This window comes from Aquiflexum sp. TKW24L (assembly GCF_023502205.1).
GTDB lineage: Bacteria > Bacteroidota > Bacteroidia > Cytophagales > Cyclobacteriaceae > Cognataquiflexum.
In genome coordinates, this window is record NZ_JAMFLG010000001.1 from 198,091 (window position 1) to 221,604 (window position 23,514).

The window sequence follows — 23,514 nt, forward strand, 5'->3', positions numbered from 1 at the left end:
TAAATTATAATAAACCCAATGCTTTTTCCAGATCCACTTTGGCAATCAAAGCATCATAAAGCGCTGAGAAATAGTTGTTTTCGGCATCTTTCAATGCTGAATCAGCCTCTACCACTTCGAGATTTGAACCTACACCCTCATCGTATTTGATTTTTGCCATCCTGAATACTTCCATTGCTAACTCTCTGTTTTCTTGCTGCACCCTAAGTGCCCTCAGGTTATTTTCAAGGTTAGTTCTTCCCTGAAATTTTTCAACTTCGATATTGCTTTCCATAAACAATTTTTGGTTTTCCAATTGCCCAAGTTGGGCTCTTTTTTGTTGGATCTGTGAGCTTTTCAACAAACCGTCAAAAATCGGAATGCTCAATCTCAAGCCTATAAAAGCACCTGTAAACCACCTTTCACTTTCCCAAATTAATCCAGGCGACTGTGCTGCACCATTTCTTTGGTAAGTTCCAAAAAAGTCAAGGTTTGGAATATACTGCGACTGGCTAAACTTGATATCCAAATCCACCAAATCGATGTTGGTGTTAATCTGGTCCATTTCCACCCTTCTGGTGCCCTGAAAGGCAAATAATTCATCTATCTCTTCCCGGCTGTTGAGGTCAATCAGGCTTTCGCTCAGGATGATATCATATTCCATAGGAAGTCCCATCTGTAGTTTCAACAGCTGAAGGCTGATGTCACGGGCTGCTTTGACCCGGTCCATTTCAGTTTTTAGATTGTTTCGTTGAACTTTGATCCTTGACACATCGATTTTTTCTGAAAACCCAGCTTCAAACAAAGCCTCCGTTTCTTTCAATAAGGTATCAAGTCTGCCGAGGTTTGCGCCAATCAACAAATTCCTTTGCTCATTTACCAATACAGAGAAATAGGCTTTTTTGATGGTTTCTTTTACATCGATGTCGCTTTTTTCTCTATCAAAATCAGTGAGCATTTTGTAAGTCCTTGCTGCTTTTAGGCCAACGAAGTATGATCCGTCAAAAATCATTTGGTTAAGCTGGACGACCAAGGCAGAACTGTAATTGACACCAAATCTTAAAGGAAGAACATCCGAATCAACGTCAGGTTGAAAGAATCCGCCTTCATTCGGTACAAAGACTATCGGAATGGCTACATTGTGTGTGATGTCATAACTACCCTTAATCTGTGGCAAACCGGATGACCGGCGCTCAATAATCTGGGCTTTTGCTATCATGGTCTCCAATTGTGCATTTTTGGCATTCACATTGTTTTCCAGTGCATAGCTTAGGCTTTCTTCAAGTGTCAATTGCAGGACTTTTTCGGATTGTGCATGTCCTTCATTCAACATAGCAAAAAGGAATATCCCTATTCCCAAAAGCTTTTTGGCTGTGGTTTTCATTGGTTTTCGTTTTTCTGTTTTAAGTATGCTTCTCTCCCTTTATCTGTAAAAATCCCATAAAGAAAGTGTTCGAAAATTTCTATCTGTAAATCGACCATATTGTATTTTGATGGGGGAAATTTGATTGGATCAAAAGTGATCATCATCTGTTCCATTCTTAGCAAAGCAATGATTTCGTTGTTGATCTCTGGTCTAAAAAAACCTTCTTCTTTACCCTTCTCCAGTACAGCTACTACTTCCTTTACTATGTGCGTCTGCTTGAAATCTTCAAATAACTGCCAACATTGGGGAAAGTAACGCTGCAGTTCATTCATGACGAGAGGATTCATATCCGCAAAACGTTTTCTCATGTAGGTAGAAACACCCACCAGATGCTCAATGATGCCATCAGTCAGTTTCGGGAAGGTTTCCATCATGCACTTGTCCCGTTCCAGTGAGGCAGCAAATGTTTCGAACACCAAATGGTTTTTGTCAGTAAATTCCTGATAAATGGTCTTCTTGGACATGCCGGCCTGACGTGCTATGTCATCCATTGTCACAGACCTTATACCAAACCGCATAAACTGTTCGGCGGCTGTTTCAATTATTTTATTTCTTGTCTCCAAATTTTCCATGATTAGGAGACAAAACTCAGGAAACTATTTGAAAGTTCAAAGTTTCTAAAGTTTTTTTTAAAATAATATTTCGATAAATTGATTAATAGTAACTTAATGAAGTACTTAATTTCTTTATTTTACCATTATCCATACATTATACCAATAAATTCAATTTTTGGAAATTAATAATTTACAAAAGTTACCTTTGTTTATATTTTATTTTAATTTAAAAAATGGAATTTCTGGAGACCAGTTTCGGTCATTTGGCTTACAAAAAACATGGAACTGGTAAGAATATACATTTACTTTTCCATGGATTCGGACAAAACATGAAAGCGTACGATTCATTTTTATCCTTGAGGAAAGAAAATGAATGTTATCTGGTTTTTGACATGTTTTATCATGGACAAAGCAGCTGGAAATCGGTAAACCAAAAACTGACCAAAGAAATTTGGAGGGAAATCGTGGTGCTACTGATGCAAAAAGAGAAATTTGAAAAATTTCACCTTGTGGGCTACAGCATGGGAGGGAAATTCTGTCTGATCACATATGAATTATTTCCAAATTTTATCCAATCGCTTCTTCTGATAGCACCAGATGGTATCAAGACAGGCTTTTGGTACAACATGGCTACGTTTCCAGGTTTTCTCAACCGACTTTTTCAGCATGTCGTTTTTCACCCGGAAAGATTTTTCAGAACAATGGATTTTTTTCACGGATTGGGATTACTCCAAAATAGCCTGATCAAATTTGTGAAATCTCAGATGAAAACCCGTACGATGAGGGCTCAGGTGTATTTTACCTGGAATGTATTCAAGCCACTGCAACCGGATTTGGGGCAAATCATCAAGATGATTAGGTTGAACCAAACTCCGGTTTCTCTATTTACAGGAACATATGATAAAATGGTCACTTCAGAAAATCTAAGCCTTTTCAGTTCAAAAATCCCTCATATTGAATTGATTGAATTGAATTCAGGTCACAATTCTTTAATTGAAGAAACATCCAGTTTTCTTTCACAAAAATCAACTAGTAAAAATATCCGTTAAAAAATAAAAAGCCCTATCCAGAGGAAAGGTACTTTAGAAATAAGAAAAGCGGCTCAAATGCCGCTTTTTTTGTTTTATTATTGCATATCAATATTTTAAAGTCAATACATCGGAAACTCTTTCTGCAATCCTTCAAACGCATCAATCATTTCCCACTTTGGCTTGAAAGAAGTATTTTTCATTCTAGCACTCACACTACCGTTTTGGATAAATTCCAAAGCAGCCTTCAACCTCTTTTCTTCTTTGTCACCCCAATTTCTCGCAGGATCATCTCCAACGGCGAAGTTGACAGGAAAACCATCGAAGTATTCTGCCCTTCCATCTGAATTGGCAATAGCGAAGGTGATCGGAACCAATTCCACATTATTACCAGAAAGATTTCTGTTGAAAGTTGAGAGTGGGAATGAACCTACAGGCTTGCCGTATGTATTATCCCCCACAAGTACCAAGTCCATGTATGGTTCAAGGCAATTGACCAATAATTCGGATGCTGATGCTGAGCCTCTTGAGGTAATGAAAATAATCCTATCAAGTTCAAGATTTCCTTTTTTGGAGAAATTTACTGAACGGTTGTTGGAAAATTTATTTCCGTTATGTTTGTTGGTGTACATCACCCTGCCGTTTATCCTTGCTGGAGCGATATAATTCAAAATCTGCTCGGTTACCGCTACAGATCCCCCTCCGTTATACCTTAGGTCAATAATCAATTCATCAATCCCCTCGGATATGAAGTAATTGAAAAGTTCTTCTACTTCTTGACTTCGGGTAGGTGTGAGTCCCGCAGTAGCCCTGAAACTCTGATACACCCAATGTCCGACTTTTTTTGTACCTACTTCATATACGTCCTTATACAATACCGAATTGGTTTGAAATGCCCCTTTCTGAATTGTACGTGTCGTTTCTGCGCCATCAGGCAACCTAAACTTAAAGGTATTGGTCACACCTATTTCATTTGTACCCAAATTAAATGAATAACTTCCTGTACTTGTTTTATATGATGAAATAGGTTTATTGTTTATTTCTATAATCTGCCAACCTCTTTTCCATCCGTCCTTTCCTGCAGGGGCTTCGTCGTAAACAAAGGCAACAAATAGTTTTTCATCTTGATCAAATGCAAAACTAAAACCATGCGCCCCTGAGGCTTGACCGGTAAATGCCGCATCAAACTGGGCTCGGGTGGTCAGGTAAGACCATCTGTCCAAAGGCCTGAACATTAACTCATCCAAAACTTCTTGATTGGATGCAAACTTTGAAACATCTAACGTTTGCGGTAATTCCGCTTCCCAATAATACCATTCCTTCATGGAATCGAAAATCGCCTTCTTGACAACATCTTCCTGTACAACAGCGGGAACTTCTTCCTCAGGATTGCAGGAGGAAATCAATATGAATGACAAGGCAATCAAACTCAAAAGGGGAAATCTTAATTTTTTCATATGCTACATTAAAATGACTTTTTCAATAAACGTATAATGTGACTAAAATGGTTTAAATCACAAAGTCATAAACTTTTACACTTGACCACTTGTTTGAGTTTTTTTCTATAAAAGCTAAATGCATCGGATCGGTTTGATAGATAATCTGATCTTCAATACTTCCAAAAAACAAAGTACAGGCCACCTGATAACTGTGGTCAACTACAGACCTCGCCTCTGTGGGAGCTGGGACACCCATGTAAGATTTTTCAACTGTTTTACATTTTCCCAAGACTGATGCTTCCTTCAAAAAATCTTTGACATCTTCGCCATCTTTCAGCCAGAAAAATACCTGGTGAATCATTTTTTGTTTTGCTGTTTGTTCTGCCATAAGTGAAATAGGTAAAGTTGCTGCCGCACCGGCAACGGTTAAAGTTTGGAGAAATTTTCTTCTGGATTTCATAATCATTAATTCTAGGTTCTAAATATAAAAATTTAAATTGCTTCCTGAAATTGATAGCCAAAATAATCAAAACGACATGAAATACAGGAAACTTGGAAAAACAGAGTGGTCTATTTCAGAGATTTCTTTGGGCACATGGCAGGTCGGCGGAGGATGGGGAAAGACTTTTGATGACAAATTGGCCAATAGAATTATCCATACAGCGATCGATAAGGGGATCAATTTTATGGATACAGCAGATGTCTATGATGGAGGATTGAGTGAAGCTGCGGTAGGAAAAGCGGTGAGAGAGAGTCCTGAGAGAATTTTTGTCGCAACCAAATGTGGAAGGCAGATCCAACCCCATATCAATGCAGGATACACACCCAAAATCCTGAGGGCTTTTGTGGAAGGCTCTCTTCAAAATACCGGTTTGGATGGCATTGACCTCATCCAACTCCACTGCCCTCCTACTCCTGTATATATGCGGGATGAGATATTCGAACTGTTTGAAAAACTGAAAGAAGAAGGAAAAATCCATGCCATGGGTGTCAGTGTAGAAACTGTCGATGAGGCATTGGCCGCCATGAAATATGAGATCGTTTCTTCTATACAAATCATTTTTAACATGTTTAGGTTGAAACCTTCGGAAACATTGTTCTCACAGTCTGAAATTGACAAGTTTGGAATCATCGCCCGTGTTCCACTGGCAAGTGGACTATTGACCGGAAAGCTGACTGAAGAATCGGTATTTTCAAAGGATGATCACCGGGAGTTCAACAGACATGGGGAAGCATTTGACAAAGGAGAAACTTTTTCAGGTGTTGATTACCAAAAAGGATTGCAGGCCGTAGAGGAACTGAAGGAATTATTTCAAGGAGATGAATTTTTAGCCACATGGGCGATCAGATGGGTGTTGATGTTTCCCCAGGTGAGTACAGTTATCCCGGGGGCATCCAAGGTCGAGCAGGTAATCAACAATGTGGAAGCTTCACAACTTCCGGAAATTTCTATCAGCCAAATGGAAGCAGTCAGACATATTTATAGTAAATACTTCAAGGCTGACATTCATCATTTATGGTAAGGATTGAATAGGCTGCTTCCAAAATCGAATAAGGTGAACCTAAATACCCAAATTTACCAAACTGTTTACTGAACACTGTCAACTGTATTAATGTCTAAGCGTGTACTGATCATCACTTATTATTGGCCACCTTCCGCAGGTTCGGGTGTACAGCGATGGTTGAAGTTTGCAAAATATTTGCCGGATTTTGGTTGGGAACCTGTCATCTTCACTCCTGAAAATCCTGATTTTGAATTGAAAGACGAAAGCATGCTGAAGGAAATTCTTCCCTCTACGGAAGTGCTGAAATTTCCGATTTGGGAGCCTTACGGGTTGTTTCGAAAATTTAAAAAAGAAAAACTTACCGATACGGCCAAAGTATTGGGAAAAAAGCAAAAATCACTGACTGACAAAGCAGGAATCTGGCTCAGGGCCAATGCCTTGATTCCTGACCCAAGGAGATTTTGGGTAAAACCCTCAGTTGGATTTTTGACGGATTTGATTGAAAAGGGACAGTTTGACGCCATCATCACCACAGGTCCCCCACACAGTCTTCATCTGATAGGATTACAGCTCAAAAGAAAAACAGGGATTACCTGGCTCGCAGATTTTAGAGATCCATGGTCCAAATGGGAATTTCTGGACACGCTTCCTATGATGAAGTGGGTAAGAAAAAAGCATGAAACTTTGGAAAAAGAAGTTTTGAAGGAATCGGATGCAATAATTACCATTAGCCCTACTTTCCAAAAAGACTTTGAAATCCTTTCGGGCAGAAAAGTCCATTTGCTGACAAATGGTTTTGATACGACTGATTTGCCTGAAAATTGGGATGACCTCCAAACATCCTCAGATGGGATTGAAATCCTTTATACCGGCGTTATTGACGCGATCCGAAATCCTATTCCTTTCTTGGAAGCACTTAAAGCGACTTTTGAAAAAACCGGTAAAGATGTCACTTTAAGGTTTGTGGGCAAAGTTTCTGAAAATGTGACCGCTACCATTAAATCCGATCCTTGGTTTCATAATCAGGTCAGGTTGGAGGGGTATGTTTCTCATAAAGAAGTATTTTCCTTTTACCAAAAGGCACATTTGCAGCTTTTGATCCTGACTGACACCAAAAATGCACAAGGAAATATTCCAGGAAAGCTTTTTGAATACATGGCTACAGGAAGACCAATTCTTGCTTTGGGTGATCCCAATGGTGACAGCGCAAAAATCCTTAATGATTCAAATTGCGGAAAAGTATTCCGCCATGACGACAGTCGGGGAATAGAAGATTTTCTCCGCGATTTTAAACCGCAAATGGAATACAAAACTTCTTTAAATTTGGAAAAGTATTCCAGAAAAAACCTTAGCCTTCAACTTGCTCAACTCCTAGATGTACAAACCAATTCCATTTCTTGACCTTAGTCTCATCCCAAAGGAAATTCAAATGGTACTTGGGAAGAAATTTGACATCATGTTAGAAAACGGGATTTTTTCTGGAGGAGAGGAAGTGGCTTTATTCGAACAAAACCTCATCACTTATCTTGGAGCAAGGTACGCCATAGCTTGTGCAAACGGCACTGATGCATTAGAAGTAGCCCTGCGTGCCTTGAAGATTGGGCCTAGAGATGAAGTCATCGTCCCGGCATTGACATGGGTATCGACTGCAGAAGCTGTTATTTTGGTTGGTGCCAAACCTGTTTTTGTAGACACTGACCAATCGGGATTGATGGATTTAAATCTCATGGAAGAATTAATCACCCCACATACAAAAGCCATCATTCCGGTTCACCTTTATGGCAAAATGGTGGACATGCACAAATTGATGACCTGGGCATCACAAAAGAGAATCTATGTAATTGAAGACAATGCTCAGGGTTTTGGTGCTATACAAAACGGAAAAAGGGCAGGCAACTGGGGAGACATTGGATGTTTTAGTTTTTACCCTACCAAAAACCTTGGCGCAATCGGCGAGGCCGGAGGGATCACCACTAATCATGAAAAACTTGCCAACAGGATCAAGAAGTGGATCAACCATGGACAATCCACTCGTGACCACCACGAGTTGGTTGGGAAAAATTCACGCATTGATACTATCCAAGCCGGATTTTTGAATGTGATGTTTGGGCATTATGATTCATTTCAAAAAAAGCGGAAAGAACTTGCCAAAATATACCTGAAACAATTGAAGGGTATTGGGGATTTGAACCTGCCGATTGGTCTGCTAGATACAAGCCACAATTGTCATCTTTTCGTAGTTCAAACTGGTTATCGTGATGGATTGAAGTCTTTCTTGATGGAAAAAGAAATTGGTACTGCCATCCATTATCCCGGAATTATCCCAAAAATGAGACCATATTTTTCAGAGACCCAATTTCCTGTTTCTGAAAAAATGACCCAAACAGTGTTGTCATTACCTTTAAATCCCTACATGGACAAAAGTCAAATCCTCAGGGTTTGCAAAGCAATCCGTGAATTCTATTCCAAAACTTCATAGGTCAGCACAGATTTCTCCCGGTTTTTCAAATCAAAAGCCCCGACTTTTTCAAAATGAAAAGAATTTTTAGCTGCTTCATAGCAAGCTTCACTTACCAATATCTGTCCCCTGTTTGCAGCAGCCTGAAGTCTTGCAGCCACATTCACCGTATCACCAATGACTGTATAATCCAGCCTTTTGAGTGTGGCCGAACCAATGTTTCCCCAAACCATGTCGCCTGTATTGATCCCTATAGAAACATCGGGCTTGTAAGTTCCTGATTCTAATCCAATTTTGGCTTCATGAATTTTTGCCCTAATCGAGGAACATGCCCGAAGCGCTCTCTCTAGGTGCTCTTCGCCTTTAAAAGTTGCCAAAATTGCATCTCCCATAAATTTGTCAACAACGCCGTTTTCACTGATGATTTCTTGCACCATGATGTCAAAATAGGCATTTAGCATGTTGACGACCAAGTCGGCAGGTTCATTTTCGCTGATTGCTGTGAATCCACAAATGTCGATAAATGCCACAGTACCGTCTATTATTTCATTGTCAAAAAAGGAGGACTCCATTTCTTTGCCAACCATAAAATTCAGTACAGTTTCATCGACATACATTTTGAGAATGTTGTTTTCCTTGATAGCTTTTAAGGTTTCCTTGATGGCTTTGACATGCTTGATGGTTTTTTCTATCGTGATTTCCAGATCTGCAAAGTTCACGGGCTTTGTCACAAAATCAAATGCGCCACGGTTCATGGCAATCCGGATATTGTCCATGTCTCCATAGGCAGATACGATCACTGATTTCAGTAGGGAGTTGCTTTCATTCAATTTGGTCAACAAAGTCAATCCGTCCATCTCAGGCATATTGATATCGCTGAGCACCATATCTATATCTTTATGTTGGACAAGTTGCTCCAAGGCATGTCTTCCATTCATCGCAAATACAAATTCGTATTCATTTTCACGGATTTTTTGTCTGAACTTCTGTCTGATCAGAATCTCCAAATCGGCCTCATCATCTACTACTAATATCTTTGCCATATTCATTTTTAACCTATATTTTAAACTTTCATCAGATCCTGAATCTCATTTCGAAGGGATTCAAAATCTATCGGTTTGGTAAAAAATTCCTTTGCTCCTGATTTGATCGCTTTGTTGTAGTTATCACTGTCTCCATAAGCTGAAATCATACTTACGCTGATTTGGGGAAATCGTTTTTTGACCTGATCAAGCAATTCCAATCCAGTCATTCCCGGCATGTTGATATCCGAGAAAACATACACCACTGAAGGTGGGTCAGATTCCCCCAAAATACTCAAGGCTTCCGCTCCTGAAAATGCAAAAATCAGTTCAAGATTACCTGACTTGGTTTCTTTCCTGAATTTCTGTCGAAAAAGCATCTCAACATCTTTTTCATCATCAACAATCAATATTTTCATAGCAACAAAATTTATTGGGTCTTAGGTATCAAAATTATAAATCTCGTATATTCTCCCACTACAGAATCTATCTCCAATACGCCTTCATGGTCTTTGACAATATCATGCGTGATACTGAGTCCAAGTCCGGTGCCTTCTGTCCCTTTTTTGGTGGTAAAAAAAGGCATCAACAACTTGTCTTTGATATCGTTTGCTACACCGGGTCCATTGTCTTCTACGACAACCATTACACTGTCATCCAGGTTTTTGGTGTTGACTGAAAGTGTGGGAAGAAAATCTTTCCCTAATATTTCAGCTTTGTCCCGCATTGCATCGAAAGCATTTTTGCAAAGGTTCAAAATCACCCTGCTAAAATCCTCAGGGTTGAGCATCACTTTGGGAAGGCCTTCTTCCAATTGGACTTTGATGTCCACATTGATCGGGTTCTTGTTAGCCCTCATGCCATGGAATGCCAAGTTTACATATTCCTTGATCAATTCATTCAGGTCAGTGGGTTCTTTGATGCCTTTTCCGCCACGGGAATGCATCAGCATGGACCTCACGATCCCATCTGCTCTTGACCCATGCTGTAGGATTTTAGTGAGATTACCTTTGACGTCGCCAAGAAGTAATTTGATGTCTTCCGTTGCTCCGTTTTGATTCAATTTCTCCACAGATTCACTGATCTCATCCACGTATTCTATGCTCAGTTCTGAAAAGTTGTTGACAAAGTTCAAAGGATTTTTGATCTCATGTGCGATCCCGGCTGTCAACTGACCCAAACTTGCCAGCTTTTCCTGTTGGATCAATTGATCTTGTATTACTTTATTGGTTTCAGATAATTTGTCGATTTCAGCTTGCAAGGATTCCTTATTTATCCGCCATTTTTCCCTTTCCATGGCAACAGCCTTGTTTTTTTGAGAGGTAAAAATAAAATATCCAATTCCAATCAGTACAACAAAGACTGCTAATATAATCCACCAACTTGAATTCACGGGGGAAGAATCAGAAGCGAGGCCTACCTGCGCAATTACTAGTTTTGGCAGCAAAACAATTAAAACCACAAAAGAAATAACAAAAACACGGGCTCTGGTAATGTTTCTACTTTGTCTGTTTGGTGCTTCCATGAATTTAAACCTATCGATTTGAAATGTAAAATACAGATTCTATTTGGTATTTGGAATTTTGGAAACTTTTGTATCTAGATTCATTTTAGCTCATTCGTTTTTTATGGTCTAAACCAATAATAATCAACATCGGTTTAAACCGGCAATTCAATTTGGAATTGGGTGCCTTTTCCAAGTTTTGACTTTATTTTTATTTCGCCTCCATGGGCTTTAATGATATCATAACTCAATGACAATCCCAATCCTGTCCCTTGGCCGGTGGGTTTGGTGGTGAAGAAAGGCTGGAAGATCTTGTCTTTGATTTCTTCCGGAATTCCGGGACCATTGTCAGAAATGGTGATCTGTACTTTGGAACCAAGATTTTTGGTCGAAACGGTGACAGTGGGTGTTAATTCTGAATGCTGAATTCTGAATTCTGAATTTCCACAGGCATAGAATGCGTTGTTTATAAGGTTAAGGAAAACCCTTCCTATATCCTGTGGCACGATATTGACCAAAGGTAAATTCGGATCAAAATCCATTTTAAAATCAGCATTGAATGACTTGTCTTTGGCCCGCAATCCATGGTAGGACAATCTCAAAAATTCGTCTGCCAATTCATTCATGTCTGTCGGTTCCTTTTGTCCTGTACCTGTCCTACTATGTTGCAGCATTCCTTTGACGATGCCGTCAGCCCTCTTGCCATGGTGATGGATCTTTTTAAGGTTTTGTATCACATCGTCCGATAGTGCTTTTGCTTCTTCGATGTCGCCTTTATCCAGTTCCTGTTTGAGTTCCTGTAACAATTCCTCACTGACTTCAGAAAAGTTATTGACGAAGTTTAATGGATTTTGGATCTCATGGGCGATACCGGCTGTCAGTTCCCCTAGCGAAGCCATCTTCTCCGCATGGATCAGCTGGCTTTGGGTAGATTTTAGTTCCTCTAAGGTTTTTTCCAATTCTTCTTTTTGCCGGGTAAGTTCGGAGGTGCGTGCCATTACCTGAATCTCCAGTTCGGCCTTAAGTTTTTGTGTAATCTCATACTCCCTTTCCTTTTCTATGGCTTTGAGGCGCTCGATTTCCAGGGCTTTTTTCTGTTTTCTTCCACTCCACCAGATAGAAACTGCCCAGAGAATCGCGAAGAATTCCGCAGCCTCAAAGTAATTTTCAATCTTTGAAAAAAAGTCAGTACCCACAATGCCGATCAATTGGCCTGCAGAAGAGATGATCATAAATGGCAGGATGGCATAGACCAAAGGTTTCCCTTTAGAAAATTCAGGTACCCTGTAGGAGAGGTATGCCACTCCCCCAAACAATAAAATTGTCAAAATTGACAGTAAAGCTTCAGGAAACAAATGGGTGACTTGCAGAAAAATAAGGGTTGCGCCGATGCCGATGCCCATATTTATCAGCTTTTGCCACTTTTGGAAATCCTGGTTTATCTCCACGTTTTTGCGGAGATAATTTATAATGAAAATCGAAATGATATTTTCTAAAATCATAATCCTGTTCTTTCTCTTTATCAGTAATCATCAAGAATTTTTTATCCAGAATTTCTCCTCTAATGGCAGTTGTTCTAGATAGGATTTCGTTTGATCATTTCCTTTTTTGACCACTCTTTTCCAATTGGCATCATTCAACAAACTTACCGCCCGGAGGTTAATTTCAAAATAGAGAGATACCTTTGATTTGTTGATTTCCATACGCTGTTTTGGGTTGAAGGTCATTGAGCTTAGCATGACTGTTGTAGCAACAGGATTGTCTTGCAGTGTTTTCTTCTTAAATTTTCCTTTAATTTGGTTCCATACAGAAGGAATATTGTTTAAATCAATTTTTCCCGGTTCTGAACCAGTAAGGGAAACCGCAATGATGTGTTTTATAGGATACCTATACATTGGCTCAATAGGGATATTTTCAGATAATCCACCATCCACATAAACCTGATTTTCGACCACTACAGGAGGGAAGATTCCCGGAGATGAAAAACTTTCCTGTATCTGCTTCCAGACTAATCCGGTATTATGGATTTTGACTTCATTGTTTGACATATTTGTAGAAACACAGTATGAAGTGATCCAAAGGTCTTCCAAATTTGTATCTCTGAAAATTTTGCGTGAAAATTCACCGACTTTTTTTCCACTGTTTTTGGAAAGGAAGGTCAGGAAAAAGTCATTTATTTCAAATTCTTCAGAGGACGATTTTTCACAGATGTCATTGATTTTATCAAAATCAAAATCAGAATATGTCATTCCGATTCCATAAAGTGCTCCGGCACTTGAACCTCCGAGAAAGTCAATTTCAACACCTGCTTTTAAAAGAGCCTTCACTGCCCCTGTATGTGCGTAACCCTTTGCGCCGCTACCACCCAGGACCAAGCCTACAGCCTGATTGGTAATAATCCTGCAAATCCTCCTCATATCCATAAGGTTGTTTTTCCTCGCATGAATATGTAAATGGATACTTCTGTTTTTAAACCATCGAGCAGTATTTTCTGGGACAGGACTATTTTCAGGATGCAATAGCAACAAGTATTTTTTCCTGTTTAGTATATTATTTTCATAAAGTTTATGACTCTTTTCTATATCGTACAGATTGGACTCTGCATAAAAATCAGAGGCCAGAATTATCAAATCAGCATATAGCAAACATTGTTTGGTCCATTCTGAATCTTTGCCGCTACATACCAGTAAATTAACTCCATTATGAGACTCCATTAGTTCCAAGACAGGTGCGGAACCATCATTCTTTTTAAAAGCTCCATCCAAGACCTGTGGCTGAATAGAAAGGGCTTCGAGGTTAATTTTTATTTCATTTATCCATGGGCCAAGATCGTAATCTTCCTGGAGCTGGATAAAAACAATGTTTTTTGGAATGGCCTCAACTTTTTGTTCCAGTACATTTCTGCGCATTCTGTTGATCACAAACTTTGTCAATGAGGAAGCAAAGTGAGGGTTTTTGGCAACTACAGCATGATATTCTGCTTTGCTGATTTTCAACACTACTGATTTTCGGATCGCCAAGATAGATGCCATTCTAGGCTCATCTGTAAAAAGAGCAAGTTCACCCACAGGTTCACCTTCAGCAATATCACCTAAAATCGTAATGCCTGATTTATCCTCATTGATTGCCCTTAATCTGCCCGATAACACAACATAAAGGTCATTTTCGCTATCTCCTTGCCTGAACAAATACTCACCTCCGTCAAGTTCTGTTTTTTTGGCTCCTTCAAAAATCTGGCTAAGGGTACTTTCATGCATCTCCCCAAAAAGATTGCTAAGGAGCTCTCGGTAATGATCATAAAATTTATTTTTCATTTCCATAGGCTTTATTTTTTTTAATTTATGTTGATTTTTGCTAAAAAGTAAATTTATTGGAAAAACTGTTTCACATATTGTGTGTTTTCCCATTTTTACCATATTTAAGAAGGTTTTTTGACCGAATCTGGAGTCGAATCCTTTTTTGTGTTATGGCAAATATTGGTAAATAGTACCAAAAGCAAATGAAGTAATTTATAAAAGAAAAAGAAGGTAAGGGAAGCATTCCAATTCATCTTTCATCTGATCATGGCCTTTCTTGACTATTTCTTTCCAACGGGTATCCTTCAACATCTTTGAGTTCCATTTCGAGATTAATCGCATCGCCGGATTTTGTTATTTCTTGTTTTGCCGGATATTCAATGTCAGGGAATTGATCAGAATGGAGCTAATGCCGGGTATTCGGTATTTTTTCTCTCGTGAATCTGGGTGCAAAACATTTGATAGTATGTTAGAATGTGGAATTATAGGCGTTAAGACCTATTAATATAAAAGTTAAATATTGAGAAACAAAAGTTTAATTCTTAAGTGGTGATTATTTTTATTCCAAAAACAATTTTGATTTCAATGAATCTCTGGACTCCTGATGAAAACCGATTCTAGCAGTGAAAAACAAAAATGGAAAACAGCCGACGGTCTACCGGATCATTTTTTGGTCTTATCACCTTTTATTCGCCTATTGTTAAAGGTGAATTTTAGGGCTTTGATATCGGTATAGTAATTTTAAATTCTGAGCCTTCTCCTTCGATTGAAACTACCTCAATTTCCCCACCAAATGATTTTATGATGTCATAAGAAAGGGATAATCCAAGGCCTGTCCCCTGACCGGAGGGTTTGGTCGTAAAGAAAGGCTGGAAGATTTTGGTTTTGATGGAATCTGGGATGCCTGGACCGTTGTCTCTTATCGATATTTCTACCCTAAAATCTCCTGAAGGGGACTTAACCACCGATGTTTTAACCTTCACGGTTGGAATGTTTTCTCCCCCTTCCATGCCTGGCCGGGTACTTTGTGAGGGATGAAGGGTGGTAATAGCCTGAAATGCATTGTTAATAATATTGATCAAAACCCTAGACAAGTCTTGGGGAACTACATTGACTTTTGGCAAATTAGGATCGAATTCAGTCACAAAATCTGCTTTGAAAGACTTATCCTTTGCCCTCATGCCATAAAAGGAAAGTCTCAGATACTCATCTGCCAAAGCATTGATGTCCGTTGGGACTTTCTCACCAGAATTTGTTCTGCTGTGCTCGAGCATCCCCTTCACAATCGCATCCGCCCGCTTTCCATGGTGGTTGATTTTTTCTAGGTTTTGGATAACATCACCAATGATTTCCTCCTCCACGGTTTCACTTCTCTTACCATTCACCTTCAACCTCTCACCCTTTAATTCCTCCATCAGTTCCACACTTACCTCAGAAAAATTATTCACAAAATTCAGCGGGTTCTGTATCTCATGGGCAATGCCTGCAGTGAGCTCTCCAAGTGAAGCCATCTTTTCTGATTGGATGAGCTGCAATTGGGTTGACCGCAATTGGTCAAGTGCGTTTTCAAGTTTGTCGTTTTTACTTTCAATTTCAACATTCTTTTCCTTCAGGACCAGGTATGCTTTGTTCAGTTTATTTCTATTTCTATAGACTATAAAAAGAATTATCACAAAAGTAACTAACCCTAAAAAAGCGGAAAAAACCAGCCACCATTGACGCAGACTTGCCTTTTCAAATTCCAGAGTCTTTTTCGAAAATTCATATTCTGCTTCCAAAGTGGCGGCGAGGCGCTGTCCCTGGGCATTATTGATGCTGTCATTATATTGTTTGAATTGCTTATAATTAGCCAAAGCTTCCTCGAAATCACCTTGCCTTTCATTGATTTTGGATATCAGTTCATGGGTATTTCGTTGTTGCATGGCTTGCTTCATTTTATTGGCTTGATCCAATCCTTCCTTGGCATAGAGGAGCGCTTCTTGGTAGTTTCCTTTGCCATAATACAATTCTGCTAATCCTACCAAAGAATGTGAATAAGGAACTCCATACCCTTTTTCCTTGGCAATGGCAATTGATTGTCGGTAAAGGTTCTCTGCCTTCTCGTTACTATCCAGTGCTACATATATGTCCGCTAAGGTCCGAGCGGTCATCTCTATAAATTCGGGGCTTTGCAAAGCCAATGCCGAGGCATGACCTACTTTGAGATGTTCAAGGGCTTCCAAGGGCTTGTTTTGCTTGAGTTCTACATCACCGAGATTATTATAAGCGAGAATCATCCTCCCCTGATTTCCCATTTTCTGATAAATAACCAGCATCTCCTGATATTTTGATTTGGCTTCCTCTAACTTACCCTGTTCAAAATAGATCATGGCAATATTGTTTAGCGCCGCAGCCTCGACATTTAAATTCCCCGTTTGTTCGGCCCCTTTTATCGCTTCAAAAAAATTACCCAAAGCCTCTGCATAATTGCCGAGATTAAAATAAACCAATCCAATATTGTTCAAAATTCCTGGAATCAACCTGTCATCAGGCATCTCTTCGGCAATGGCTAGGGATTTTTTATAGTATTCAATAGAAGCAGCAAAATTTCCTTTATTCTGTAGTGCATTTCCATATATTTTCAAGGCTTCGGATTCACCTTTTTTATAATTGGCTTTTTGACACATCTCAATCTGCTTGTCGAGAAAGAGGAAAGCAATGTCGGGATTACTTTCTGCAAGCATAAAACCAAGGTCATTGGCCTTGTTGAGGTAAATGGTATCACTGGAAAATCCGTGTTTTTTGGAAAGTTTCTCAAGATCTGCTTTTAGGTTTTCGATGGTCTGGGCCTGAACAAGAGCTATGGGTAGTATAAAAAAGCATACAATAAATAGTGTAATCCACCCTGGTTTACTTCCATGTAATTTATAGTGGGCTATCATGAAGTAATCATAGTTTTAAATTGACAATTGTTAAAAGACGGAATTTGATTTCAATGTAATAAAATTTGGAATTTTAACTTTAAAAACTACCTTTAATACATATAATTTGCACTTTAAACTAAAAATCATGAAAAGAATCTCCTTTGCAAATGCCAATACTTGTTTATTGTTTTTCACTATTGAATTAGATTCAATAGTTAAATTCGATGCTTCCCCTTCTAGCGATGATGACAATCTCGTGCCATCAGGTGACGATGATGGGACGGATAGCCAAAACTCTTCGGATAATCTGACTCAGGAAACTGAAGATTTGTTAAAACGTGCCGTGGATCCTGCAAGAACCCTTGTAGATCCTGCTAGAACGAGAGTGGATCCTGCGCGAACCAAATAGTAATCCTATAATTTCTTTCATAAGAAATTTTCAATACCCTGAACTTAGTATTCTTCCCATACCCGGTTCAGGGTTTTATTGTTTTAAAGCTGCATTCCACCATATCTATTTTTCATCCTGATTTATAAAATCCCAAAACCCCTTATAAAGGTAAAATGATGGTGAATTTTGTGAATGCCACTCCGACAGGTAGTCCCTCACCAAAATTAGATTCCACTTTCAACTCTCCTCCATGTGCCTTCACAATATCATAAGATAAGGATAAACCCAATCCTGTTCCCTGCCCGGTGGGCTTGGTGGTGAAGAAGGGTTGGAAGATTTTGGACTTGATGGAATCGGGGATGCCTGGGCCGTTGTCCCTTACCGATATTTCGATTTTGTCTCCAAGGTTTTTTGTGAAGACAGTTACTAATGGGTTAAAACCCTCCAAGGGTTTGGAACCCTTGGAGGGTTGGCTGATAGCTTGAAAAGCATTGTTGATGATATTCAATAAAACCCTTCCGATTTCTTGTGGCACTACATTGATTTTGGGGAGATTTGGATCGAAGTCGGTTACAAATTCCGCGTTGAAGGACTTGTCCTTCGCCCGCATGCCATGGTAGGAAAGTCTCAAATATTCGTCTGCCAATGCATTGATATCGGTGGGCACTTTCTCCCCTGAGCTTATTCTGCTGTGCTCGAGCATCCCCTTCACAATCGCATCTGCCCTCTTGCCGTGGTGGTTGATTTTTTCTAGGTTTTGGATTACATCACCAATTATTTCCTCTTCTACTATCTCACTCCTTTCACCTTCTACCTTTAACCTCTCACTTTTTAATTCTTCCATCAACTCCGCACTCACTTCCGAAAAATTATTCACAAAATTCAGCGGATTCTGAATCTCGTGGGCGATGCCTGCGGTGAGTTCACCGAGGGAGACCATTTTTTCAGATTGGATGAGTTGGGCTTGGGTGGATTTTAAAGTTTGATGCGCTTTGCCAAGTTCACCATAAGCGTTCTCGATTTCTTTAGCCTGTGCCAGTTCTCTATCTTTGGTTTTTTCGCGCTCTATCCTGAGGGTTCTTGCTTTTTGAATCAAGTGGATTCTCCAGACTAGCCCAATCAAGAACAAAGCGTAAATTCCATAAGCCCACCAACTTCGGTACCAAGGCGGCAAAACAGTAAAGGAATAAGAAACTGGCTCCGTCCACATGCCATTGGCATCCAAAGCCTTAACTTTAAAAGTATATGAACCCTCATGAATATTTCCAAAAGAAGCATTGGATCTGTTTGTAACAGGGCTCCAATCCTCGTCATATCCTTCCAATTGGTATTGGTATTTTATCATTTGAGGACGGGAAGTTTCGATGGCTACAAATTCAAAAGAAACCTGATTGAGACTATAAGGCAATACCAGATTTTGTGGGAGAGGATAAAAAGGTGTAATGCTATCAAACTCAATATTTTTAAATCGTTGGATCATACTGTCCCTTTCTGTAGATCTTAATTTCCTTCCAAAAAGGCTTGCCTCTTCTGTAATGTAGGCAGGAACGGTGATGCTGTCTTGCGAATTTATCTTTTCGGTTTTCTGATTTGAATTACTGTTTTGATCATTTTCGAAAGCTTCAGCTAGTGTATGCCAGCTTACAGCTTCATCCTTCACTTTAACTGATTCAATCACAAGCACCGGAAGCTCCTCACTCCTTTTTAAAGCCTCATAATCAAACCGAACTAATCCTGTTTTATCAGAGCCAGTACCCGCCCATATAATTCCTCTGCTATCTAAAAACATTGCATTTTGTCCTGAATTCACGTCCTTAATTGGATATCCTGTAAATGAGTTGAATATTTCCAAATCGGTGAGGGTAGTATGGTCTTCGGAAATATTAAAAACAGTAATGCCTAAATTAGTACCAGCAGCCATTTTCCCATTGGGTAATTGAACCACTTGTGTGACACCTTTATCCGCCAATCCATCTGCTTTTCCAAAACTTCTAAATAGAGTAGATGATTTCTCTGACAATCTTCCAGGTCCTAAATTTGGAAACTGATCTTGCTGGTTTTCGGAATTGAGCTGGTTAGCAAGATCTTCAGCAGTGAGTTCTATAAACAGTTCTCTGGCTGTTTGTGATTCTAAAAAACCCAAACCATCATCAGTACCTATCCAAAAGTTTCCTGATTTATCCTCTTCAATACTCTTGATGTAATTATTGGGAAGACCATGAGAAGTTGTAAAATTTGTAAAAGTTTTGCCATCATAGCGACTTATTCCTCCACCATTGGTACCGATCCACAGGTTTCCTGTATTATCTTCTGTGATTATAAAAACATTGTTATTTGCCAAGCCCTGATCAGTGGTAAAGTTCGTAAATGAATTCCCGTCAAATCGGCTCACTCCCTCTGAACTATCAAACCAAATATTTCCAGAGTTATCCTCGACAAGGTTAAAAACATAATCCTTCAACCCATGAGCGGTATTAAAATTGGTAAAGGATTTTCCGTCATATTTGCTCAACCCCCCAGTACCTCCAAACCAAAGATTCCCGGTTTTATCTTCTAAAATGCAATCTACCGAATATTTTGCCAACCCATCATCAGAAGTGATATTTACAAATGATTTGCCATCAAATCGGCTAACGCTTCCGACACTAGTGCCAAACCAAAGGTTCCCGGTTTTATCTTCCATTATGGTCCAAACACTATTATCTGAGAGCCCCTGAACTTTTGTAAAATTAGTAAAGGATTTACCGTCATACCTACTCACTCCTCCACCCATGGTGCTGATCCAAAGATTGCCGATTTTGTCCTTCGTGATGCTCATAACGAAATTATTTGCCAAACCTTGAGCGGTAGTAAAATTTTTGAAGTACCTTCCATCAAAGTAACTTACTCCCCTGCGGGTAGTGCCAAGCCAAATTCCGACTTCTCCTGCTGGAACATAATTATCCTCAATGATACCTGTCACAACACTATTTGCCAACTCATGATTTTTGGTTAAATTCATAAAGACTTCCTGTTCCTTTTCCGGGGATTTTGAAAGATCATATACACTTACCCCTCCGTCACCAGTTCCGAACCAAAGTTTTCCGGTTTTATCCTCTGTGATCGACAAAACATCATTATGTGCCAAGCCCTGAGCGGTGGTAAAGTTTGTAAATGATATTGAGCCTGTCCTGAGTGTAGCCGAAGGATCATAGCAGCTCACGCCTCCTCCAAAACTGCCGAACCAAAGTTTTCCGGATTTATCCTCTTTAATTATAACAATATTATCATGTACCAAGCCTTGGTCAGTGGTAAAGTTTGTAAATGATTTGGAGCCTGTATTGAGCGAAGCCGAAGGATCATAACGAATCACCCCTCCGCCCCATGTGCCAAACCAAAGATTTCCAGCTTTATCCTCAAGTATGCTCCAAACTGGATTACCGGCTAATCCTGGAGCGGTGGTAAAATTGGTAAAAGTTTGGCCATCATAACGGCTTACTCCTTCACCTGTTCCGAACCAAATATTTCCAGCTTTATCCTCTAAGATATCATTCACTATATTATATGCCAATCCATGTGTGAAATCAAAATTGGTAAAGGATTTTCCGTCATATCGGCTCACTCCGCCTCCCGCAGTTCCAAACCAAAGATTCCCTGATTTATCTATAATTGAACAATTTAATCCGTCCATTGCCAATCCATCATCGGTGGTAAAGTTGGTAAAATTGGATAAGCCCCCATCTCCCATTAGAATAGTATTTCCTGCATCATCCAAAATTGGTTCTCCTTTATCGTTTTCCAAAACAGGAAGCATAATGGTTTTTGCACCGCTCTCGTTAAAGGCTATGACCTCCGGTTTTGGCATGTCTTTCAAAAAGTAGATTTTGGGTTGCAAGCTGTCAGGGAGGTCGGCTATTACAGTTCTTTGTAATGGAACAAGAGAATCTCTTTCGATGCTCTTGTATACAGCATTAAATTCCTGTTTGGAGTTACATGAAGACAAAAATCCCAAACAAATTGCAAAAACTAGTTTGAATGTATTCATTGGCCTTTTTTAATTGGTAAAAAAATATGAATTCAATCCACACCCAAAGTGTTGATTATCTTAAATATAAGGAAGATTGTTTATAAATTCTTTCCCTTCGAAAAATTTAGAATTCAAATTCAGTTCCCCCAATGACTTCCCTTCTGTAGGCAAAAGGTGGTAATATTCTATTGTAATACTTCCTGTCCAGGATGGACATGGCTTTAACCATGATTTATTCCAGTTTTATTTTTGTTTCCCCCTTTGCGGCTGTCAACTCGATTCCAATTCGGATTTCCCATCTGATGGGTTTTGCAGGGAAGAATTATTCATACAGGATGCTGTTTATTCTGGGGATCAATTGTTTCAATGAATGATTATAATAAAACTTAAAAAACTTTTCCTGTATCCAAACCAAAAAAACAGGGAAACTTCCATTCAAGAAAATAGAGGCCGATTTTGAGAAAATCGGCCTCTATGACTTAATTTCGGCTGTTACATAATATAAAAGATAATTTTGATACAGCCTATTTACTATTGTATGTTCCTTGGATTTTCGAATCCTATTTCACGTCCCACCAAGGTTTGATGTTCATTTCGTTTTCGAAGCCGGCATTGGCTACCGAGGTGGGGTTGTTTCCCAGCTCTACGGCAGGATACAAAGCCCTAACGGGAATAGAGGGGCGGACGGCGGCAACAGGAACGGCCAGCTGGGGCACGTCGAGCCTTCTCCATTCCGACCAAGCCTCGATACCATTACCATAAAGCGCAATCCACTTTTGCATGCCAATGGAGTTTTTCCAGTTGGCCGCATCGTAAGCATTTATAGGCTGGGCCAAGTAGGCGTTTATTGCTATCTGGTCTGAAATGCCCCACTGCATCATGGAAGCAGCAACTGCAGCGTTATATGCCTCGGCAGCGTTCCCATTGATGAAGCCCCTTTCGATAGCCTCAGCTTCAAAAAACTTCAATTCGGCATGAGTCAAGAGGTAGCCAGGTGCGGTAGCCGAGCGCAGGCGGTTGCTCGGCCTAGAAGCCGTACCCTGTAAAGCAAAAGTCTCACCATCGGTAAGGCCGAAGGGTAGGCCTACAAACTCTCCAGCCACATTTGGATTGCCAAAAGCCGGAATACGCGGGTCGTTACGCGCTTTCATGGCGTCTACCAATACATCTGAAAGCGTGAAGTCATCACGGTTGCCGATGGTGTTATCAACGAAGAAGGGATTTGCCAACCGTTGGTCTGATTGAAAAGGAAAGTAAAAACCTTCATCAGCCGAACTAATTACACCCGCGGCAAAACCCTCAGAAACCATACGTCTAGCAGTGGCCTGCTCAACGTCAGCCATCCGCATACCGATGCGGACTTTGAGCGAATTACCGAAACGTTGCCATTTTGCCATGTCTCCACCGTAATAGATATCGCCCGAGGCGAATCCAGGAGTACCCACGGTGATTTTGCTGAGCGCTGCGTCTATTTCACTGGCTAAGCCTGCATAAATATCCTGCTGCCTGTCGTACTGGGGGTTGGGGAACTCAGCCGGATTAAAAGTCTGTGAATAGGGGACGTTCACCCAGATATCAGTTATGTTCTGGAGAGACCATACGCGAAGGATTTCCAGTATAGCCAGATTGTTGTTGCGCTGAACTTCGGAGAGGTTTTCATTGGCCGCCGTAACTCGCATGGCTGCTTGCAGGTCATTCATACCATTAGCGTAGAACGTGTTCCAAATACCATCGAAGCTGGAGGGGTTCTGGTTAAAGCGGCTGTTTTCAGCGTATTCGCTTTGCGAGAAGTGCTGTACCATCAGCATCCCGAAGTCGAAGTTGAGCGCCCGGCTCCACATCAGGTTTGATAGGGAAAACTGGGCTTGGGTAAGCAGGTTCTCAGCCGGCACAGCTGTGGGGTTGTTTGGGTCGATATTCATCTCCTCAAAACCCTCTGTACAGCTCGAAACCCCTAAGCTGAAGAGGAAAAAGGTCAATAGATAGTTTGCGATATTTTTCAT

The 23,514-nt window shown here is 40.0% G+C and carries 17 protein-coding genes; 5 read left to right on the forward strand and 12 right to left on the reverse strand.

Features of this window, described 5'->3' with window-relative positions; translation table 11 throughout:
• Window positions 1-4: 4 nt before the first annotated feature.
• Both M3O96_RS00825 and M3O96_RS00830 read right to left on the reverse strand, forming a co-directional pair.
• Window positions 5-1,363, reverse strand: coding sequence for a TolC family protein (locus tag M3O96_RS00825; protein ID WP_249717727.1), 1,359 nt, complete (start codon window positions 1,361-1,363; stop codon window positions 5-7).
• Complete coding sequence (locus tag M3O96_RS00830; protein ID WP_349630825.1) at window positions 1,360-1,977, reverse strand: TetR/AcrR family transcriptional regulator; 618 nt, start codon at window positions 1,975-1,977, stop codon at window positions 1,360-1,362. Before M3O96_RS00830 ends, M3O96_RS00825 begins: the two co-directional genes overlap by 4 nt.
• Window positions 1,978-2,192: 215 nt before the next feature.
• Here M3O96_RS00830 and M3O96_RS00835 point away from each other — a divergent pair, with 215 nt between their 5' ends.
• Entirely contained in the window at window positions 2,193-3,008 is an 816-nt protein-coding gene (locus tag M3O96_RS00835; RefSeq protein WP_283773930.1) for an alpha/beta fold hydrolase, read from the forward strand.
• 101 nt (window positions 3,009-3,109) lie between these two features.
• Here M3O96_RS00835 and M3O96_RS00840 read toward each other — a convergent pair whose 3' ends face one another.
• Window positions 3,110-4,444, reverse strand: coding sequence for a S41 family peptidase (locus tag M3O96_RS00840; RefSeq protein ID WP_249717731.1), 1,335 nt, complete (start codon window positions 4,442-4,444; stop codon window positions 3,110-3,112).
• Window positions 4,445-4,496: 52 nt separating this feature from the next.
• A complete protein-coding gene (locus M3O96_RS00845; protein WP_249717733.1) occupies window positions 4,497-4,886 on the reverse strand; it encodes a Dabb family protein in 390 nt (129 codons plus the stop codon).
• 76 nt (window positions 4,887-4,962) lie between these two features.
• On the opposite strand from M3O96_RS00845, the gene M3O96_RS00850 reads away from it, so the two are divergent.
• From M3O96_RS00850 to M3O96_RS00860, 3 genes are all read left to right on the forward strand, one after another.
• Complete coding sequence (locus M3O96_RS00850) at window positions 4,963-5,949, forward strand: aldo/keto reductase (protein ID WP_249717735.1); 987 nt, start codon at window positions 4,963-4,965, stop codon at window positions 5,947-5,949.
• 90 nt (window positions 5,950-6,039) lie between these two features.
• Complete coding sequence (locus tag M3O96_RS00855; protein ID WP_249717736.1) at window positions 6,040-7,332, forward strand: glycosyltransferase family 4 protein; 1,293 nt, start codon at window positions 6,040-6,042, stop codon at window positions 7,330-7,332.
• Window positions 7,307-8,410 (forward strand): DegT/DnrJ/EryC1/StrS family aminotransferase, encoded by a 1,104-nt coding sequence (locus M3O96_RS00860; RefSeq protein ID WP_249717738.1) that lies wholly within the window; start codon window positions 7,307-7,309, stop codon window positions 8,408-8,410. Before M3O96_RS00855 ends, M3O96_RS00860 begins: the two co-directional genes overlap by 26 nt.
• On the opposite strand, the gene M3O96_RS00865 is transcribed toward M3O96_RS00860, so the two are convergent.
• The 6 genes from M3O96_RS00865 to M3O96_RS00890 form a co-directional block, all read right to left on the reverse strand.
• Window positions 8,392-9,432, reverse strand: coding sequence for an adenylate/guanylate cyclase domain-containing protein (locus M3O96_RS00865; protein ID WP_249717742.1), 1,041 nt, complete (start codon window positions 9,430-9,432; stop codon window positions 8,392-8,394). The two genes, M3O96_RS00860 and M3O96_RS00865, sit on opposite strands and share 19 nt — an antisense overlap.
• Window positions 9,433-9,452: 20 nt before the next feature.
• Window positions 9,453-9,830: a response regulator gene (locus M3O96_RS00870; RefSeq protein WP_249717745.1), complete on the reverse strand. Its 378-nt coding sequence runs from the start codon at window positions 9,828-9,830 to the stop codon at window positions 9,453-9,455.
• A gap of 11 nt (window positions 9,831-9,841) precedes the next feature.
• Window positions 9,842-10,936, reverse strand: a complete 1,095-nt coding sequence (locus tag M3O96_RS00875) for an ATP-binding protein (protein WP_249717749.1) — start codon at window positions 10,934-10,936, stop codon at window positions 9,842-9,844.
• Between the two features lie 134 nt (window positions 10,937-11,070).
• A complete protein-coding gene (locus M3O96_RS00880; protein ID WP_249717751.1) occupies window positions 11,071-12,417 on the reverse strand; it encodes a sensor histidine kinase in 1,347 nt (448 codons plus the stop codon).
• A 30-nt stretch (window positions 12,418-12,447) separates the two neighbouring features.
• Entirely contained in the window at window positions 12,448-14,229 is a 1,782-nt protein-coding gene (locus M3O96_RS00885) for a cyclic nucleotide-binding and patatin-like phospholipase domain-containing protein (protein ID WP_249717753.1), read from the reverse strand.
• Between the two features lie 695 nt (window positions 14,230-14,924).
• Window positions 14,925-17,132 (reverse strand): tetratricopeptide repeat protein, encoded by a 2,208-nt coding sequence (locus M3O96_RS00890; RefSeq protein ID WP_249717757.1) that lies wholly within the window; start codon window positions 17,130-17,132, stop codon window positions 14,925-14,927.
• A gap of 127 nt (window positions 17,133-17,259) precedes the next feature.
• On the opposite strand from M3O96_RS00890, the gene M3O96_RS00895 reads away from it, so the two are divergent.
• A complete protein-coding gene (locus tag M3O96_RS00895) occupies window positions 17,260-17,523 on the forward strand; it encodes a hypothetical protein (RefSeq protein WP_249717759.1) in 264 nt (87 codons plus the stop codon).
• A gap of 142 nt (window positions 17,524-17,665) precedes the next feature.
• On the opposite strand, the gene M3O96_RS00900 is transcribed toward M3O96_RS00895, so the two are convergent.
• Together M3O96_RS00900 and M3O96_RS00905 are read right to left on the reverse strand one after the other, a co-directional pair.
• Window positions 17,666-21,529 carry a two-component regulator propeller domain-containing protein gene (locus M3O96_RS00900; protein WP_249717761.1) on the reverse strand — a complete coding sequence of 1,288 codons (3,864 nt, stop codon included), beginning with the start codon at window positions 21,527-21,529 and terminating at the stop codon, window positions 17,666-17,668.
• Between the two features lie 542 nt (window positions 21,530-22,071).
• A complete protein-coding gene (locus M3O96_RS00905) occupies window positions 22,072-23,514 on the reverse strand; it encodes a SusD/RagB family nutrient-binding outer membrane lipoprotein (protein WP_249717764.1) in 1,443 nt (480 codons plus the stop codon).